The organism is Rickettsia endosymbiont of Polydrusus tereticollis, from assembly GCF_964026385.1.
In the GTDB taxonomy this organism is placed as follows: Bacteria; Pseudomonadota; Alphaproteobacteria; order Rickettsiales; family Rickettsiaceae; genus Rickettsia.
In genome coordinates this window covers 289,600-309,207 of sequence record NZ_OZ032142.1, presented here as the reverse complement: position 1 = coordinate 309,207, position 19,608 = coordinate 289,600, and the positions used below count along the sequence as shown (strand labels likewise).

Sequence of the window (19,608 nt, the reverse complement as noted above, 5' to 3'; positions counted from 1 at the left end):
AAATAGATTAAATCTGTAATTCTAGGGCGTTATAATCGCTAATAACTTTATTATGACGTAATATATTAGCTCCTAAATTTTCCTTCTCTTTACCTGTTTTTACTTCCATAGCCAGATAACAAAAGCTGTCGGTTATGTCCGTACATCTAGTAGAGCTTGAATGCACCCCACGTTTACTCGCATCAAACTCATATATCCCGCTTATACCATATCGGCATTTTCTCTCATCTATACGACAATAAGGACTAGCAAGTAACTTCTTCGCTTCACTTATTCTCTCCTCACGTAAATATCTTCTTCCTATCTCAAATGGGATAAAACCTAAACTCTCAGCATCTTCATTACATTTATTTAATCGGTTGTCTAGCGTCGGCATGTCTCGCCTATTCATATCGTGCGGCAATACATTTCGCCCGTATTGGTAACCTCTAGTCCTTAAATGATTTAGATAAAATTTTATATCCTGACCTCTATTAATATAAAAATTGATAATATCAATTGTTTCTTGTTTTTCTTGGACAAACCAAATTGTCGTATAATCTACGTGTCCTCCCACATCCCAATAAGTATTTACTTTATAAGCAGGATCATAAGGTATATGCGTAATGCGTCCCTCGGCTTCGGCAAGTCTTAATTGCTCGACAAACGTCCCGCCCTGGTCGGCTCTTTTAAATCTATAGGCTTCAAAGTCGCAATAAAATTCTCGGCGTATCTCCTCAAGAGTCATGTCTACCGATTTAAGCCCGGCAGCTTTTACTAATGGCTTGCCCTCGTGATCTAGAGTATCCTCAATAGTTTTAATCTCACAAAATGCCGTTGCATCGTCTTTATATTTTAAATATAATTCTTCGCCATGTGTTAGTTTCGAATTATCGGCAGGCGTATATAAATAAAGCAGCCACGCATTATTACGTATTACCATCGGCTCAATTACCGAACTCATCGCCCTTGGGTCGTGATAAGAATATTCAGAGATTACCGCCCCTTTTATACCGCTGCCCCTAATACTAGCATAGCGATCACTCCCGACAAACTGGATTACCGAGCCGTTTTTAAATAGTATCCTTTGTTTATATTGTTGACTCTTAGCAATAGCAGACTCCGGAATAAATGACATGTAAGCCCTGCCGTCTAAGGTCATGCCGTCCCAGACCGACATTTTAGCCTGGTTATAGGTCGGGTAGACATACCAGTATATCCCAACTTCTCGCAATGCTGCCGCCGTTATCCAGTTAATGCCCATAATATCCTTGCCGGCTCTTCTATGCCACACGGCTATTGCTTTCTTGCCGCCCTTATATAAATAACGCCATAACGGCAATTGAAAGGGATAGGGCGACCAATCAATAGGGAATTTTATAACTTTTTTATCCTGCTGCTTTATCATCGCTACTTTCTGCCTCGTAAGCCTCGACCTCAAAAACATCAATTTCTTTTAGCTGACTTAATTTATCGTCAGTCTCTGTCTGCTTCTTATTTCCCCTGACAACGTTTCTACCGCTACGTTGATATTTCGGTGAATTGGCTTCAAGATATGTTACCAAACTTTTATGACAGCCATTAATACCAAGCTCATATAAGACTTTTTCTGCCTTTACTATTTCCATTTCTGCCGCATAACCTTTAGCAAGCTTTACGCATTTGCTTAAATCCCTATCACTATTTATTATTTTATGCACCAGCAAAGGTGAAATAAAAGGCGAGCTTAACTCTATCTTCTTCGCAGCAAGCCCCACACAGCCACAATTGCACAGCTCTAATAAAAAGATAATTATATTATCGAGACCACTAAATTTATTAATCGTCTCTTTTGATATTTTTCCTAAATATTTATTAAATAACGCATAATTATTTGCTGCTTTCTTCTCAGTCATAAACCCCTCTCATTCCTCATATTATAGAGGTTTTTACTATGGATTACAAATGGAAGAGCAATAAAAGGTTAACTTATGGTTATCATCGTAAATTATTCTATTTATTAAGCTATTTTTATGTTATGATTCACCTATAAATTGTACTCATGAATAAGAAATGCCAAAACTTTCTCAAGACGAAACAAAAAATACTGCCGCAGAAAATGATGAGGAATATATAGAAGATGATGAATGGTGGATGAGTTATGACAGCGGTGTGCCTGCGGAAGATATTACTGAGCAACTTTTAAAAGCAAAAAAAAGAACTGACAGAATGAGGTGGTACCCTTTGTCTAGACAAATTTTTTAAATTTTAGAGGTGTAATTCTCCTGTATTAATGTATTGGTTTTTCAAAGTAAAGTTTGCATTTTCTATGTCATATAGCCTCTTGATAATTTTCTAGTTTTTCTGCAAAATGTATCATTTCAGGTGTCTTATATTCAAGCGATTGATGAGGTCTTTGCTGATTATAAAATTCTATATAATCTCTGATAGCTATCTTTGCTTCACGTACTGTTTCAAGATCAAAACGATAAATCTTCTCTTGTTTCAAAGATCGCCAAAAACGTTCAATAAATACATTATCTAAGGCTCTGCCTTTGCCGTCCATACTAATAGCTATGCCTTGTTGCTCAAGTATTTGAGTAAAATCTTTTGATGTAAATTGTACTCCTTGATCCGTATTAAAAATGTCAGGCTTGCCATGTATAGATATTGCTTCATTTAGAGCTTCAATACAAAAATCATTTTCTAAACTAATCGACACCCGCCAACTCAAAATATAACGACTATACCAATCCATTATAGCAACCAAATATACAAAACCTTGCTTTAATCTTATGTAAGTAATATCTGCACAGTAAACTTGATTGGAGCAAACCACCTCTATATTATTTAATAGATATGGGTATACTTTATGAGCCTGATTCCTACGGCTTAAATTAATCTTTGGGTATACTGCTTCAATACCAAGTATTTTATAATATTTTCTTATCATCTTACGACTAACATTTAACCCTTCGGATTTTAGGACATGAGACATTCTTCTAGTACCATAATAGGGATGCTCTGTAAAAATCTCATCAATTCTGTTCAGTACTCTATACTCCTTATCATCTAAGGTATTCCTAGCTCGGTAGTAGTAACTTGAGCGGTTTAAATCTAAAAGTTTGCATTGTCTTGCTATGGTTAAATTTGAAGCATAACTTATCATTTTTTTCCTAACCTCTAAATCCAAAGATACTAGATTTTTTTTTAAGCCAGTCTCTTTCAACTGTTAACTGGCCTATTTGCTCAAATAATGATTTAATTAAATCTTCTTGGCCGGTATCTTGTTGTTTAGATTTCGATTTAAATCCAGAAACCATAAAATCTAAAGCTTCTTTCTTCCATTTATAAATCTGATTAGCGTGAACACCATATTTGCTGGTAATTTGAGCTATAGTCATTTCTCCAGATATTGCTTCAATTGCTATTTTTGCTTTTTCTTCTGCACTATATTTTTTAACTTGTTTTTTCATTTTTTGCTCCTTTTCCTAGGAGATATTATACCTACTTTTCTCTATTTTCTTGTCTAGTTTTTGGGTACCATTATAGTCCGGAAAACTGTTGACAGATCAACATTCAAGATAGTTATAATAGGGCTAACCCGGATATTGCATGAAGTGAGATTTAAAGTAAGAAATTGAGTAATTTATAATATTAGCAATGATACTTTTGTAAAAATTTTGCCAAAAAGTGCTTTGAAGCCGTTATTTTCAAATTTTAGATGTAATGCCCCTTACCCCATTTTTTCTAAGCACCGGGAACAGTGCTAATCTAGCCCGGATATTGCATGAAGTGAGATTTAAAGTAAGAAATTGAGTAATTTATAATATTAGCAATGATACTTTTGTAAAAATTTTGCCAAAAAGTGCTTTGAAGCCGTTATTTTCAAATTTTAGATGTAATGCCCCTTACCCCATTTTTTCTAAGCACCGGGAACAGTGCTAATCTAGGTTATTCTAATGCTAATTTCTTCATCACATGATTCCATACCTGTCGGTAAGGATATGATGAAGATAACAAAAACTTAATACGCCTAGTATTACGGATAATTACTACCCCAATTTTTAATAATTTTAAACGTATTGTACCTATTTGTGCTTTTGCTAATGCACTACCTTGTAATAAATTACCTCTGATATATTCTACTAAAGTGTATGCAAGACCCGATAAAATCATTCTGAGCTGATTAGCCCACCATCTATGACAAGAAGTACGATCTGCAAATAATTCTAGTTGTTGCTCTTTTATACGGTTTTCCATATCACCACGACCACAGTAAACTTTGTCGTATAAATCTTCAGGTTTATCTGATAAATTAGTTACTATATACCTTGGATTTTCTCCAAGCATTGTCATTTCTGCCTTACCAATTATTCTACGTTCATGACTCCAACTACCAGCCTTATATGGAAACTCACTAAAAAGACGTTGCTTTTCTTGGGTTATAATAAATGCTGCTTTTGACTTCTCCATTGTAGGTTTCAGTAACTCATTTAGTCTGTTATTTTGGGGCATTCCTACAATATATTTTATATTATGAATATCACACCAATCAAACATCTGATAACGACAAAATCCACTATCACCACGAAAAATAATCTTTACCTCTGGCCAAGCTTGGCGAAAACGTTTTACTAACAATGATAATATTGCCCAAGAATGTTTTGCTTGATCCTGCTTTGACGTCCTAAGATAACTAACTAACAGATGCTTTCCACAAAAAACATACAAAGGTAAAAAGCAATTATGACCGTAATAACCATGATAAAACTTACCTTCCTGTTGCCCATGAATTTCATCATCCGTAGCATCAAAATCAAGTATTAGCTGCTTTGGTACTATTTTATGAGACTTAATAAATTTATCAAGCATTAGTTCATGCACTTTAATTGCAAAGTGTCTATCAGCATTGTTTTCTATACGACATAAGGTAGAACTACTTGCCATATCATCAATTGTTTCCATAGCTGTTTGCATAGCAGGACATTTTCGTAGATAATTGTGGTCATTTAAATCTTCATAACCTAATGCAATACCATAAATTCGTTGCCTCAGCATTGTTGCCATATTATGGGTAATTTTACTACCATCTCGTCTATCAGGAAATATTTTAGCAAGCTCCTCTGTTATACCAAGCCTTTTATCTGCTTCTCTTAATAACAACACACCTCCATCGCTACTAATATCACCTCCAGTGAAATTTATCTCTATTGTCCGATTTTTTACTTTGGAAAACTGGTAACTATATGCTATACAATTTGTCATGACAAAATCCTTTGTATTATTCTAATGAAATACCAGTATTATACAGCTTTACGAGGATTTTGTCTCCTATATCTCATGCAATATCCGGGCTAGGTTATTCTAATGCTAATTTCTTCATCACATGATTCCATACCTGTCGGTAAGGATATGATGAAGATAACAAAAACTTAATACGCCTAGTATTACGGATAATTACTACCCCAATTTTTAATAATTTTAAACGTATTGTACCTATTTGTGCTTTTGCTAATGCACTACCTTGTAATAAATTACCTCTGATATATTCTACTAAAGTGTATGCAAGACCCGATAAAATCATTCTGAGCTGATTAGCCCACCATCTATGACAAGAAGTACGATCTGCAAATAATTCTAGTTGTTGCTCTTTTATACGGTTTTCCATATCACCACGACCACAGTAAACTTTGTCGTATAAATCTTCAGGTTTATCTGATAAATTAGTTACTATATACCTTGGATTTTCTCCAAGCATTGTCATTTCTGCCTTACCAATTATTCTACGTTCATGACTCCAACTACCAGCCTTATATGGAAACTCACTAAAAAGACGTTGCTTTTCTTGGGTTATAATAAATGCTGCTTTTGACTTCTCCATTGTAGGTTTCAGTAACTCATTTAGTCTGTTATTTTGGGGCATTCCTACAATATATTTTATATTATGAATATCACACCAATCAAACATCTGATGACGACAAAATCCACTATCACCACGAAAAATAATCTTTACCTCTGGCCAAGCTTGGCGAAAACGTTTTACTAACAATGATAATATTGCCCAAGAATGTTTTGCTTGATCCTGCTTTGACGTCCTAAGATAACTAACTAACAGATGCTTTCCACAAAAAACATACAAAGGTAAAAAGCAATTATGACCGTAATAACCATGATAAAACTTACCTTCCTGTTGCCCATGAATTTCATCATCCGTAGCATCAAAATCAAGTATTAGCTGCTTTGGTACTATTTTATGAGACTTAATAAATTTATCAAGCATTAGTTCATGCACTTTAATTGCAAAGTGTCTATCAGCATTGTTTTCTATACGACATAAGGTAGAACTACTTGCCATATCATCAATTGTTTCCATAGCTGTTTGCATAGCAGGACATTTTCGTAGATAATTGTGGTCATTTAAATCTTCATAACCTAATGCAATACCATAAATTCGTTGCCTCAGCATTGTTGCCATATTATGGGTAATTTTACTACCATCTCGTCTATCAGGAAATATTTTAGCAAGCTCCTCTGTTATACCAAGCCTTTTATCTGCTTGATCTGTCAACAGTTTTCCGGACAGTTTTTTACGCACATTTTTGTATTTTTTCGTATTGTACTGGTGATAGATAATCGTTAGCAGAATGCATTCTTATACGATTATAAAATACCTCTATATATTCAAATATAGCATGTTTTGCTTCCTCCCTAGTTTTAAATTTATGTTGATAAATTAATTCTGTTTTTATAGTATGAAAAAAGCTTTCAGCAACAGCATTATCCCAGCAATTTCCTTTACGACTCATACTCTGTATAATACCATGTTGTTTTATAAGTTTTAAATGACTATCAGAACAATATTGGCTACCTCTATCAGTATGCCAAATAAGCTTTTTAGGTGGTTTACGTTGCCATATTGCCATTAGCAAAGCATTATTAACTAAATCAGCTTTCATATTACTATTCATTGACCAGCCTATTACTTTTCTAGAAAATAGATCAATAACTGTTGCTAAATATAACCATCCTTCTCCAGTTGGGATATAGGTGATATCACCAACCCAATAACAATTAACATTAGAAACTTTAAACTGTCTATCCAATAAATTAGGAGCAACTTGCTTATTATGCTTAGAATCAGTAGTTGCTTTAAATTTATACTTAGTTTTACATACTAAGCCAGCTTCATTCATTAGTCTTGTAATTCTCCTACGACTAACAATTATGCCTTGCCTCAACAAAGCCTTTTTAATGGGTCTAGATCCATAATTTCGTCTACCTTCCTGAAAAATAGCTCTAACCTTACAGGTTAATTCTCTATTTTCTTTATCCCTATTGCATCCAGGGTTATTTAACCACTCATAATAACCGCTACGTGATACCTTCATACATTTGCACATAATTGCAATTGAGAAATCATCTTGATGCTTCTTTATCCATGCATACCTTACAGGGACTCTTTTGCAAAGTACGCTGCAGCCTTTTTTAGTATATCACGCTCCTGTGTTACTATCACCAGCTCTTTCTTTAATCTTTTTAATTCATCATACAGATGTTCATCTGTTCTTGTTATTGATTCTTCAAATTGTTTAGAATATTTATCTATCCAACTATATAAAGTATTCTTACTGATACCTAATTCTTTTGCAGTCTGAATAACAGGTCGCTTCGATTCAGTTGCCAATTTAACTGCTGATTCTTTAAATTCACTAGAATACATTTTTGTTTTTGTCATACTGTATTTCCTTTCTGTTAATATTGTCTCATACTAACTGTCCGGAATACTATAGCCACATCAACACACCTCCATCGCTACTAATATCACCTCCAGTGAAATTTATCTCTATTGTCCGATTTTTTACTTTGGAAAACTGGTAACTATATGCTATACAATTTGTCATGACAAAATCCTTTGTATTATTCTAATGAAATACCAGTATTATACAGCTTTACGAGGATTTTGTCTCCTATATCTCATGCAATATCCGGGCTAGGGCTTAGCAGATGTAATGCAGAAGAACAAGCCTTAGCCTTAAAAAGGGCAAAAGACCAGTGTCACTATGTTGGTACATATTGTGCTAAGAAAGATCCTATATTTAAGAAATGTATTACCAAAAAATCTACTTATTGTTGTTTTAATTCAAAACTTGCACGAGTATTTCAGGAACAAGGCAAAAAACAATTATCTATTAGTTTTGGCACGGCACAACATGCTAATTGCAGGGGGTTTACAGTAGAAGAGCTGCAAAGAATAGATTTTTCTAAATTTGATTTAGAGGAGCTGTTTAGTGATTTACTTGATCACGCTAAAAGTAAAATGCATAAGAATTTTCCGCAGCAACTAAAAAACCAGATGCCTATAATGCAACAACAAAGATTTAATAATAATCATACTGATTCAAATTTATCCTATTAAAATGATGAAGTGGCTGGTAAACATAGCAAATAAATCATTACTAGCCATTACATTACTAGTAATTAATTTATGGTTATTAATCAATGATTGGTCAAATCATGCATTTGCTGGTACTATGGAGTTAGATAGTAGTAATAAAAATGAAATGATCAGGTTTAATGTAAATAATCAGTTTTGGCAACAACCTCAAGGGTTTTTATGGTATAACGAGGATCATGCTTACAAGCCAGAAATATTAAAATTTTCTCAAGATAAAAAAAAGCAAGAGCCAGAACTTGAGCCTTATAATCAAAGGATAGAAGCTTTAAAGAAGGAATTTAATAGAGCACAGCACCAAGCCTTAGATGATCCTACTCTTGAAAATGTCATTATTGCTCAAAGGTTACATAAACAAATCTTAGAAAAATCACATAAATTTGCCACCATGTGGCAACTAGCAACGATATTAGATTACAAGCTAGTAAACATGGATGAACCAGTAAATTCCTTACATAAGAAATTATATGAAGTAAGGCAAGAAGAAGAAAACAGCAAAAAACTAAGATTTTTAGCTAAGGATTGGGGATTAATTCTGCAAGTAAATCAAGGATGTGAGTATTGTCATGCATTTACTCCCATTGTACTAGAATTTGCCAATAAATATAAATTTCAGCTGTTATTTGTCTCCAATGATGGAGAAAATTTTGAATATATAAAAACTACTAGGGATACTGGGTTGCTCAGTCGTCTTAATCCTACAAATCTTGTTCCGGTGTATTTAGTGGATAGCAGTGGTAAACAAATATATCCAGTTGCAAGAGGAATTATTAGTGAAGATAAAATTGCTAAAAATATTTTATTGATAGTTCAGCACTATAATGGACTAAAGGTTAGTGATTATGATTGGTAACAATAAGTTTAGAAGAGTGATCTATATAAAGCATGTGATACATATTGTCATGATAGTTTTATTGTTACAAGCAACAACATCTTATGCTTGGGATTTACAGGATGTATTTGAAGGGATGAGTGTTAATGTAACGAAACCTGGTTCATATCAATCTCAAGCTGCTGGCTATTATGCGGCAGGAGGATTATCAATGCGGACTAGTAAAACAGCTTTTAATCCGATCTCTATAACTCCGCCAACACTGACCATGAGCTGTAGTGGTATAGACACTTATCTTGGTAGTTTTTCGATTATTTCAGGTGAAGAGCTGGTACAGCTGATGAAAAATATTGGTACGCAAGCAAAAGCTTATGCTTTTTCATTGGGTCTTAAAACTTTTGCTCCACAAATTGAAAATGCCTTAAAAGATTTAAGAAATCTTGCTATGGAAATGAATCAATTTGCTAAGGGAGATTGTGAAATGACTAAGGCTCTTTTTGCTTCCATTTTGCCTAAAGATTCAGCCATGAGAGAATCAGTTTGCAAGGATTTACAATCCAGCTCTGGCTTTGATTATTTTGCCGCAGGAAAAAGATGTAGAAATGATCTAGAGCAGAAACAAGCTTTAGCGAATGTCCAAAATAAAGATCCGGAATTAATGCTTACCGATTATAATATCTTTACCAAAGCAGCAGAAAAAGCAGGGATTCCTGAAAATATGAGAAGTGCCATTATGTCAATGACAGGAACTATTATAGTTCGAGATAATAATGTCTATTTTCTTGCGTCACTTGCTCAAGATGAAAAAAGCTGGATTACTCATTTAAAAGGTGGAGAATCAGCATCAATTTATAATTGTGATAATTCTAGTTGCTTAAATCCCAGCTTACAGAAAAATATTTTTATCCCGCAAGAGCAATCATATCAAGGTAAGGCTAAAACCAAGCTAGATGAATTAAAGAGCAAACTTACAAGTAATAACGAGTTTAGTAATGCAGACATATCTTTCCTATCCTCAATAGGAGAAGCATTTCCAATATATGATTATATTACTTTAGAGGCAATATCTGGAGTAACTATTTTAGATAGTTCTTCAGAATTAGTTGCCAGTTATAGTGTGCTGCAGCATTTAAAGGAGGTAATCTCAGAGGTAAGAAAAGCAGTTACCATGCTAAAACCGAAACAAGTAGTAGATCATCATTTAACTGCTTACTTAAAAGCTTTAGATCGAGTGCAACTTTTTGCTCAGGAGAAATGGAGTAATATGCTAACAAGTAGTGATCAGATTGATAGAAGAGCAAAATTAATAGAACAACATTTAATAGCTAAAGAGAGGGCTTAAAAAATTAATTATAAATTAAAATTAGATGAGTAAGAAGATAAGCAGGTACAAAAATAAGCAAAGAAGATAAAAATATAAAAAGCATATGGCAGATTACGTAATACATACATTTGGTGGAGGAGATATATTATGGCAAATTTTTAATGGTATAGGAAGAGTATTTGCATCCCACAGTGAGTATTTTACACCAGTAGGTAAATTTGCTTTGACAATTGGTGGAATTTGGGCAGCAACTCGTGCTATTTTTAGAGGTAATATTGGTATTTTTGCCATGGAGTGGTTTTTTCCATCCTTATTTATTTTTATCTTTTTATTTGCTCCAAAAGCAAATGTGTGGCTTAAGGATGAAATATCAATGCAGGCTCCTGTTAAGATCGACAATATCCCAATAGGTGTTGCTTTTTTTGCCTCTATATCATCAAAAATAAGTTATTCCTTATCAGAAACGCTAGAAAAGCATTTACTTCCACCTGATGAAGGGTTATCAAGCAGGAAGAATGGGATTATGTTTGGGGCAAAAGCTATTGGTAAAATCAAGGATATTCAAATAGAGGATCCAGTAACTTTAACCAACACAAAAGAATTCTTAAGACAATGTTTTATGAAACCTTACATCATCGGCAATATTTTAGGTAAAAAAGCAGAAGCACAAAGAGCTAGTGACATCATTGCTTTTATTCAGCAAAATATACCCAATAATTTTGGTATATATTATAAAGATCCAAGTAATTCTGCTATTTCTTTTAAAACCTGCAGGCAGGTAACTCCTTTAATTAAGGCAGCTATTAATAAAGAATTAAATGATGGGTTATTAACTAAATTTGCAAATATTATAGGCATTAGCTCTGATAGGCAGGAGATGTTAGCGAGTAGATTAAAAGCTATGACATCTGATACGTTAAAATATCTTAAAAAAGAGCAAACAGATATTCACCAGTGGATGAGGCAAGCAATGTTACTTAATGCTAATCGTGAAGCTTATGATGACTTGCGGGAAAAATTCTCACTCTCTAGAATATATCCTCAGTTAGTAAGTATGAATGCGACCCGCGGGTTATTTCAGCAATCATTTTCTTACCTGGTTGCAGGAGAAATGGCAGCAAATATCATGCCCATCTTACAGTCAGTATTTTTTGCTTTGGTAATTTGCCTTATTTTTGTAGTATTTCCCATGTCAATGTTGCCTGGTGGTTATACAATTTTTAAAACTTGGATAACCTTAATTCTCTGGGTAACTAGCTGGCCGGTATTTTTTACCGTGATTCATTGTTTAGGAATGATTAGTTTAGCCGGTAAAGGCACAAGTCACCTTACTGGTTTAAATATCTTATCGCAGGGGAGTTTTTCAGAAATGCTGTTGCATGAGTTTGCAACATTTCAGATGTTAGCAGCTTCAGTTCCGATGTTATCCTGGGCAGTATTAAAGGCTTGTGCTCATGCAACTACCACTTTGGCCAATCAATTTTCTCCGGTACCGGTTGCAAGTAATATTGGTACTAATATTGCTGATAATAACCTATCTATGGATAATTACAACATCGGTAATAGAACAATTGCCCAGCAAAATCTTACCCCAACGCTGCAATTAGCAGGAGGAATTATTGATGATGGAGGAATGAGAGTCACCAGTACTGATAGTGGTAGACAAGTGCTGACTCAAGCAGTAGACTCACTTGTTAACAATTACCGCTCCTCTAAATTATTGCAGGATAGTTATCAATCTCAGTTTATGAGTTCACAAAGTTATCTTGACTCATTAAATGATAGATATAGTGATTTAGCTACTACAGGAAATTCTATAGCAACTGAAATAGGCAAAAGATTAAGCTATGAAGAAGCAAAATCTATCGGTATTACTGATAGCCAGTATCTAGCCTTGCAGCAGATGAATTCAGATAGCATTGCTGCTACTGATCATACTGGTAGCAGTAATAGAAAAGGAACTGGTACTAGTGCTGAGGGAAGTATAGGGTTAAATACTATGGTTGGTACTGCAATATCAAGAGTTACATCAGATCATGTCCAAGGAAAAGAACAAGGAAAATCAGTCAACCAACAACAATCATATAATGAAGCATTATCTAAGATTAAAAGTGCCACTAAAGAGGGTAGATTAGGTCACACAAATAGTGATCTGCAGTCATTTAGTAATAATCTAAATAGTAATTTTTCTGAGCAACAATCTGTAGGGCAAGAAATAGCCAGAACTAAACAAAATATCGAGCAATTAAGCTATAATATGAATTACGTGTCTCAAAACTCTGCTGCTATTGATCGTAATTTAAATGAACCGGTATTAAATAGCATAATTGCCAAAAATATTCCTGGAGTAAGTAGTAAAGAGCAAGCTGCTATGTGGGCAAGTACTCACCAAAAAGATGCTGAACAAATAGCTTTAAACATAGCTAAAATTAATAATACTATACCTCAAAACTTAAGCTCTGTAAGTAGAGTCAATATTCCGTCGAAAGAAGCCTTAAGAACAAGTTTTGATGAAAATAAACAACGATTAAATGATCAAGCTGCTATTAGTAGTATTGATAACAGAAGAAATGATATTTATGATAAAAATGTAGAACAAATGCTAATTAATAATGTAGATAATAATGAAGTAGAAAAAGTAAAGACTTTAGAGCAATTATCTGATAAAGTAAAAAATAAGAAGGAACAGATTGAAGATGAATTTAATAAAACTCCTGAATCAACGATTGTCAGAACTGGCCAGCAAATAGCAGATAATATTGGCATTAGCGATAAGGCGATAAAGAAAAGAAATATTAAACTACCAGGCTATAAAAATGAAAATAATTGAGAAAAATTTATGCAAAATATTAAGAAATTAGCATTCATATTTATCTTACCACTAATATTTTGTAATGTTGTTTTAGCGGAAGACTATACTAATTCTACTAATACAAACCAACAAATAGACCAACACATTCAAATTCAAGATCCTAATATTTTAGCTGAAGAATATTTCAATATTGGTAGTTCTTTTTATAAATTAGATAAATATCAGGAAGCTATCAAAAACTATGATTTAGCTATTAAATATAAGCCTTACTATGCTATAGCTTATAATAGCAAAGGAATAATTTTCAATAAGTTAGGAAAATATCAAGAGGCCATTAAAAATTATGATTTATCCATTAAATATAACCCTCACTGTGCAGAAGCATACAATAATAAAGGAAACGTTCTAAATACAATAGGACAGTATCAGAAAGCTATAACTTTATATGACATAGCTATTAAATATAATGCTAGTTTTGCAGAAGCATATAATAATAAGGGGAATTCTTTAAATAATTTAGGAAAGTATCAAGAAGCGATAGAGAATTTTGATCTTGCTTTAAAATATAATCCTAGATATCCAGAAGCTTATTATAATAAGGGAATATCTTTAATGTCTTTATGGCAACATCAAGAAGCGATAGAAAACTATGATTTAGCTATTAAGTATAAATCAGATTATGCAGATGCTTATAACAACAAAGGTGCAGCTTTAATAAACTTAGGAAAATATCAAGAAGCAATTGAAACCTGTAATATAGCCATTAAATATCAGCCTAATTGTGTAGAAGCATACTATAACAAAGCCATGTCTTTAAACATATTAAAAAAACATAAGGAAGCAATAGAGAATTGTGATTTAGCAATCAAATATAATCCTGATTATATAGGATCATACTTAGAAAAAGGTATAGCTCTTAGAAAATTAGGTAAATATCAAGATGCAATTAAGAGCTATGATTTAGCTATTAAGTATAAATCTGATTATGCTGAAAGTTACTTAGAAAAAGGGATTACTTTAATTAGCATGGAAAAACATAAGGAAGCTAAAGAAAATTTTCACTTAGCTCTTAAATACAAACCTAATCTTATGACAGAATATGAAGCAATAATTAAAGCTTTAAGGCAATTAGGTAATGATCTAATGGCTAATGAGTTTGAAGAAAAATTAAAGATAATGCAAGATAATTTATAATTGGATGCAACAAAATCAAAATAATTTTACTCGTGGTTCACAAATTTTTGCTCATCAGATGAGAATGCTTGGGCAAGGCAGTATTAATGCTTTAACTATTGGATTAATATTTTCTGTAATTTGGCTGATATTACGAATATCTCAGCAATTATCTTTAATAAGCCTATATTATTTTATCATAGAGCGATACACACAATTAAAACTTGCTATAGGAGTACATTTTTATCCTATAGATCAAATAGGTATTAAATTCTATTATTTAGAGCAAAAAGCTTGGGTTTACCGTAATGCTGAAGAATTTGTTCATAAATTTTGGCATGTTACACCGCATTCGCATAATATCAATCAATTTGGGCAATTTTTATTGCATTCAGCTTGGCAAGAAGGTATTATTACTTTTACTATTGGTCTGTTTACTGCTATCATCTTTTTTATGTATCGAGGTAAAAAAGCTGTTATCCAAGATAAGATTAGGGGTGCAGATTTTGTAGAAACTAAAACTTTAGCTACAATGCTTTATAAAAACAAGCAAGCTGCTAATATTTGCTTTTCTGGATTGCCATTAGTTAAAGATAGCGAGAGAAGACATATTCTTATTACCGGTACTACAGGTAGCGGTAAAACTAACATGTTAAATGAGCTGTTACCTCAGATTAGAAAAGAACGAGGTAGAGCAATTATTATTGATTTAACAGGTAGCTTTACTGATAGATTTTTTGATCCAAAATGTGATAAGATACTTAATCCTTTGCAAGATGGTACAGAGCATTGGCTACCGTGGAATGATTGTCATGAAATTTGGGATTATAATGATATAGCCAGTAGTTTTAGTAATTATAATCCAAAATTAGATGATTTTTTTGCTAAAAGTGCTGAGCTAGTATTAGCTGAAGGATTAAGATTATATCATGATAGCAAAGACATCAAAAAGCTAATAAATACTATTCTTTATGCAAATAATAAAGAATTTGTTAGGATCTTTAAAAACAGTGCAGTAGCCGGTATAATTAGTAGTGGTGCACCTGAGACTTCCTCAGGTATTCAAGCAACTGTTAGTAAAAATATTGAAGCTCTACAACATTTAAAGCCTAAAGGTGAGTTTAGTATTAGAAAGTGGTTTACTGCGGACAAAGGTTGGTTATTTATCACAGCAACTCCTAATCAAAGAGTAATGCTACGACCACTTATTGCTGCATGGATTAGCATAGCGATAAAAGCATTAATGAATAGGAATATCAATAATACTCATAGTAATATGTGGTTTGTGATTGATGAGCTGCCAGCTTTACAAAAGATATCTTCACTCCCTATAGCTTTAGCTGAAAGCCGGAAATATGGTGGCTGCGTTGTTGCAGGCATGCAGAATATTCATCAATTAGAGGAGATATATGGTAATGCAGGAGCAGCTTCAATGCTTGATTTATTTGGCAGTAAATTTATTTTTCGAGTGAGTGATCAGCAGACAGCACATAAATCAGCTTTAATGCTTGGTGAGCAAGAAATTATTGAAACTCAAGAGAATCTCTCTTATGGTGCTAACTCCATGCGTGATGGAGTAAATATGCACAGCTTAGAGAAAAGGAAATTATTAGTAATGCCATCTGAAATCATGAATCTACCAGATCTTACCTGTTATGTAAAACTTGTGGGTAATTTCCCTATTACTAAATTACCAATGAATTTACAAATTTGATTTAAATCCAAAAACATAAAAGCCATTTTAATGGCATTTTTAAAAGATTTCAATTGTTTGATGGAGGGGGGGTGACCGTTCACGGATAATATAAAAAATAAATGAAAATAGGAGCTTTAAAAGTAAATAGAATTATATAGAAATAGATAGGAAAAGAAAAGCAGCAATATTAATGAATAATCTTGATCGAATTATAGAGTTAGAAAAGCTAGTAGAATTATTAGAAGTAACCAACCAACGGCTTTTACAAGAAAATAAAGAATTAAAGATTAAGCTAATAGAGTTGGAAGATAGGCTAAATAAGAACTCTAGCAACTCTGGTCTTCCTAGTTCTAAAGATATATACCGGATAGAGAAGAAGACAAAGCCAAAGAGCGATAAAAATCCCGGTGGTCAAATAGGTCATAAACATAATGCTTATGAAATAAAAGCATCAAATATCAACGTTGATATTATACCTGAAGAAGAGAGTTGTAAATGCGGTGGTTCATTGCTATTAGAAGAAAAATATAGAACCCATCAAAAAATAGAAATTCCTATTATCCAGCCGGTTGTTACGGAATATAGGTTGTATAGGAAAATATGCACTTTATGTAATAGAAGATATAAAGCAAAACTTGATAATTATCGATTGTTAGGGAAAAACGCTGAAAGTATAATTAGCTCTTTAAGTGGATTCTTTAATAATAGTAAGAGAGAAGTACAATTAATATTAAAGCAAATATTTAACCTTGATATTAGTCTTGGCTTAATCTCTAATACTGAGAACAGAATATCAGTTAAGTTAGAAGATAAATATAATGAATTATTGAATAAAATCGAAGAGAGCAGTTACCTACATTTAGATGAGACAAGTTCTAATAATAAAGGCAATAAACATTGGTGTTGGGTGGCTGCAAACAAAGCTTTGACGGTATTTAAGCTAGCTAATTCAAGAGGGCAGAAGGTATTAAAAAGTTTTTTACCGGAATATGAAGGCAAAGTAATAAGCGATAGATATGCAGCTTATAACATGTTTGATAGCAACAAACGTCAAATATGTTTAGCTCATTTGCGTAGAGATTTTAAAAGATTTGCTTATAGTCAGAATGCCTCGCTTGCTAAAATTGGTTCAGACCTTCTTTATATAACTGATACGATATTTAGGCTTTATAATTTACATAAAGAAAATAAGCTAGATCAAGCTCGATATTTAGCAGTAATGCAAAAAATTAAAAAGGTTATGTTGTATTACTTGCAAGACGTCGCTAATACTGACTACTTACAAGCCCAAAGGGTAGCAAATAATATACTAAAATCATTCGATATGATATGGCTCTTTTTATATGATCCACAAATAGAGCTAACTAATAACTTGGCAGAACGACAGATAAAACATTTTGTTAAATATCGAAAAAATTCTTTTTTTACATGGTCACTAAGAGGCGACAGATTCTTAGAAAGGATTAAGTCACTTTATGCGACCTCTAAACTCCAAGGTGTTAACCCTTTCTGCTATTTACTAAAATTACCGTGAACGGTCACGGAGGGGGGAATACCTTATAAAGAAAAATCCTATTATAATGCCCCTTTAAATCGCTAATTTAGTATTACGAGTTTTAGAGGTAAGCTGTGTACAAAAAACTTTTTTGTTATTTCAGAATTTTTTATAAATGATTTTTCAAACAGCAGAGTAAATTTTACAAGAAATATGTTTACTCTAAAGAACTAATAAAAGCTTCATCAAGACCGGTTACACTAGAAATTAAAGCAATATTGCAACCTTGAGCTAACATTTTCTTTGCTACCTCTACTGCTTTATTATATTCCCCTTCAGCTTTTCCTTCAGCTTTTCCTTCAGCTTTTCCTTCAGCTTTACCAATTTGGATACCTTTAGCTTCACCAATCTGGATACCTTTAGCTTTACCAATTTGGATACCTTGAGCTTCACCAACTTGTAAGCCTTCAAGAATACCTAATTCTTTTCCTTCTTGTTGCCAATGCTCTGCTAAACTTCTCATAAGCCTTGTTCCTATTTCTGGATTCAACTTTGTTGATAATAAATTCTCTAGTTTTATTTTATCATCTTGCTCTATCTTCGTCAATGTATAATATAATATCATTTCTAGATAATCATAACCTATCGTTATTTTGGTTAATTCCGGTAATATATCTGATATTTCTTGCCATCTTTTTAATAATTCCCTCTCATGTATATGCTTGAGAAAAAATTCTAATATCCCTGACCATATCCTTTGTTTAAACTCTTCATCTGGTATTTCATGGACATTCACTAACTGGTAATCACTAATCCATAATTCTCTTGCTAATTTGTTATTGGCAAATAAATCCCACAAATTCCTTGCAACATTGTATTTCTCCTGAGCATTGTAAAATATCATCGGGTATATTAATGGTAAAGTCTTAGCTTTAGGATTTTGTATTAAATATCGCTCACAAATATTAATCATATATTTAAATAGCCTAAAAGCCATAAAATGATCTGCTTTTGATTGATGCTCGACAAGTAAAAATAAATATCCGTCTTGTTTATCAAATTTGCATGAGAATAAAACATCAGAGATAGAATCTTTTAAAGAGCTTTCTACAAAAGTGGTATTTTCCATTGCTAAACTAGGAAAATCTATTAAACTTTTAATATTTGGGGGCAAATGTGCATTAAAGAACTCATGGGCGACTAGAGGATTCTCCAGTGCCTTACGAAATATCTTATCATGCTTAGCTTTCTTTGTGCCTTTATCTGGATCACCCAGCAGGTTTCCTTGTTCACTCATATATTTATATTTTTTAACTTGATAAAATATTATTACACTACACTCTAAACTCTTATTCCTTGATTTAGCTTGATCTCAGATACTTGCTTTACCGCACTTCTTATTTCTTTAGCTATTTCTGAGCTTGGACTTATATATTGCATTACTTGTTTATCTCTTCCTATGGCATTTAAGTAATCTTCAGGGACGAGATGGCTTTTGCCTTGAAAATCATGTACTACTATATCACAAAATTTTTTATCACCAAGATTATAATTAGGATCAAATTTATTCTGCATAATTTGTAAATCCTTCTGTATCTTCTGCTCTATTGCTGCTATGCAAATCTTGTTACTATAAGCAGTACAAGAATCTATACCTTTTTCTCTGTAGATTTGTAAAGCAGTATCGATATTTTCTGCTGTGCCAAACTGTGCTAACCCGGATATTGCATGAAGTGAGATTTAAAGTAAGAAATTGAGTAATTTATAATATTAGCAATGATACTTTTGTAAAAATTTTGCCAAAAAGTGCTTTGAAGCCGTTATTTTCAAATTTTAGATGTAATGCCCCTTACCCCATTTTTT

At 32.9% G+C, this 19,608-nt stretch carries 16 protein-coding genes and 1 pseudogene; 8 read left to right on the top strand and 9 right to left on the bottom strand.

From position 1 onward, the window contains the following. Positions 1–7: 7 nt before the first annotated feature. Together AAGD48_RS01455 and AAGD48_RS01450 are read right to left on the bottom strand one after the other, a co-directional pair. On the bottom strand, positions 8–1,387 hold the full coding sequence (locus AAGD48_RS01455) for a hypothetical protein (RefSeq protein WP_341790169.1): 1,380 nt from the start codon (positions 1,385–1,387) through the stop codon (positions 8–10). Next, the gene (locus AAGD48_RS01450) at positions 1,368–1,874 is read right to left on the bottom strand and encodes a hypothetical protein (protein ID WP_341790168.1); all 507 of its coding nucleotides are present in this window, start codon (positions 1,872–1,874) and stop codon (positions 1,368–1,370) included. Before AAGD48_RS01450 ends, AAGD48_RS01455 begins: the two co-directional genes overlap by 20 nt. 157 nt (positions 1,875–2,031) lie before the next feature. Here AAGD48_RS01450 and AAGD48_RS01445 point away from each other — a divergent pair, with 157 nt between their 5' ends. Further along, positions 2,032–2,223 carry a hypothetical protein gene (locus tag AAGD48_RS01445; RefSeq protein ID WP_341790167.1) on the top strand — a complete coding sequence of 64 codons (192 nt, stop codon included), beginning with the start codon at positions 2,032–2,034 and terminating at the stop codon, positions 2,221–2,223. Between the two features lie 67 nt (positions 2,224–2,290). Here AAGD48_RS01445 and AAGD48_RS01440 read toward each other — a convergent pair whose 3' ends face one another. The 5 genes from AAGD48_RS01440 to AAGD48_RS01420 all read right to left on the bottom strand — a co-directional run bounded on the left by AAGD48_RS01440 (position 2,291) and on the right by AAGD48_RS01420 (position 7,696). After that, complete coding sequence (locus tag AAGD48_RS01440; protein ID WP_341789327.1) at positions 2,291–3,127, bottom strand: IS3 family transposase; 837 nt, start codon at positions 3,125–3,127, stop codon at positions 2,291–2,293. 7 nt (positions 3,128–3,134) lie between these two features. Continuing rightward, positions 3,135–3,434, bottom strand: coding sequence for a transposase (locus AAGD48_RS01435; protein ID WP_045812944.1), 300 nt, complete (start codon positions 3,432–3,434; stop codon positions 3,135–3,137). A 478-nt stretch (positions 3,435–3,912) separates the two neighbouring features. Next, entirely contained in the window at positions 3,913–5,226 is a 1,314-nt protein-coding gene (locus AAGD48_RS01430; protein WP_341790166.1) for an IS1380 family transposase, read from the bottom strand. Between the two features lie 94 nt (positions 5,227–5,320). After that, entirely contained in the window at positions 5,321–6,529 is a 1,209-nt protein-coding gene (locus AAGD48_RS01425; protein WP_341790165.1) for an IS1380 family transposase, read from the bottom strand. A gap of 19 nt (positions 6,530–6,548) precedes the next feature. Then, positions 6,549–7,696, bottom strand: a protein-coding gene (locus tag AAGD48_RS01420; protein WP_410526007.1) for an IS3 family transposase whose coding sequence is annotated in 2 segments (ribosomal slippage) — positions 6,549–7,450 and positions 7,450–7,696 — 1,149 coding nt in all. Because the reading frame shifts where the segments join, the coding sequence is not laid out codon by codon here. Positions 7,697–7,921: 225 nt separating this feature from the next. Here AAGD48_RS01420 and traN point away from each other — a divergent pair. The 7 genes from traN (at position 7,922) to tnpC (ending at position 17,784) form a co-directional block, all read left to right on the top strand. Next, positions 7,922–8,377: a conjugal transfer protein TraN gene (gene traN / locus AAGD48_RS01415; RefSeq protein WP_341790164.1), complete on the top strand. Its 456-nt coding sequence runs from the start codon at positions 7,922–7,924 to the stop codon at positions 8,375–8,377. A 1-nt stretch (position 8,378) separates the two neighbouring features. Next, positions 8,379–9,266 (top strand): conjugal transfer protein TraF, encoded by an 888-nt coding sequence (locus tag AAGD48_RS01410; protein ID WP_341790163.1) that lies wholly within the window; start codon positions 8,379–8,381, stop codon positions 9,264–9,266. Further along, on the top strand, positions 9,256–10,587 hold the full coding sequence (locus AAGD48_RS01405; RefSeq protein WP_341790162.1) for a conjugal transfer protein TraH: 1,332 nt from the start codon (positions 9,256–9,258) through the stop codon (positions 10,585–10,587). The genes AAGD48_RS01410 and AAGD48_RS01405 overlap by 11 nt, the downstream gene beginning before the upstream one ends. Before the next feature lie 85 nt (positions 10,588–10,672). After that, entirely contained in the window at positions 10,673–13,399 is a 2,727-nt protein-coding gene (locus tag AAGD48_RS01400) for a conjugal transfer protein TraG N-terminal domain-containing protein (protein ID WP_341790161.1), read from the top strand. Between the two features lie 9 nt (positions 13,400–13,408). After that, on the top strand, positions 13,409–14,575 hold the full coding sequence (locus tag AAGD48_RS01395) for a tetratricopeptide repeat protein (RefSeq protein WP_341790160.1): 1,167 nt from the start codon (positions 13,409–13,411) through the stop codon (positions 14,573–14,575). Between the two features lie 4 nt (positions 14,576–14,579). Beyond that, positions 14,580–16,268 (top strand): type IV secretion system DNA-binding domain-containing protein, encoded by a 1,689-nt coding sequence (locus AAGD48_RS01390; protein ID WP_341790159.1) that lies wholly within the window; start codon positions 14,580–14,582, stop codon positions 16,266–16,268. Between the two features lie 172 nt (positions 16,269–16,440). After that, on the top strand, positions 16,441–17,784 hold the full coding sequence (gene tnpC / locus AAGD48_RS01385) for an IS66 family transposase (protein ID WP_341789949.1): 1,344 nt from the start codon (positions 16,441–16,443) through the stop codon (positions 17,782–17,784). A 178-nt stretch (positions 17,785–17,962) separates the two neighbouring features. Here the strand turns inward: tnpC and AAGD48_RS01380 are convergent, their stop codons facing one another. Further along, positions 17,963–19,042, bottom strand: a complete 1,080-nt coding sequence (locus tag AAGD48_RS01380; protein ID WP_341790158.1) for an Rpn family recombination-promoting nuclease/putative transposase — start codon at positions 19,040–19,042, stop codon at positions 17,963–17,965. A 44-nt stretch (positions 19,043–19,086) separates the two neighbouring features. Next, positions 19,087–19,470, bottom strand: a pseudogene (locus AAGD48_RS10600) (conjugal transfer protein TraA); the annotation flags it as partial. Positions 19,471–19,608: the final 138 nt, after the last annotated feature.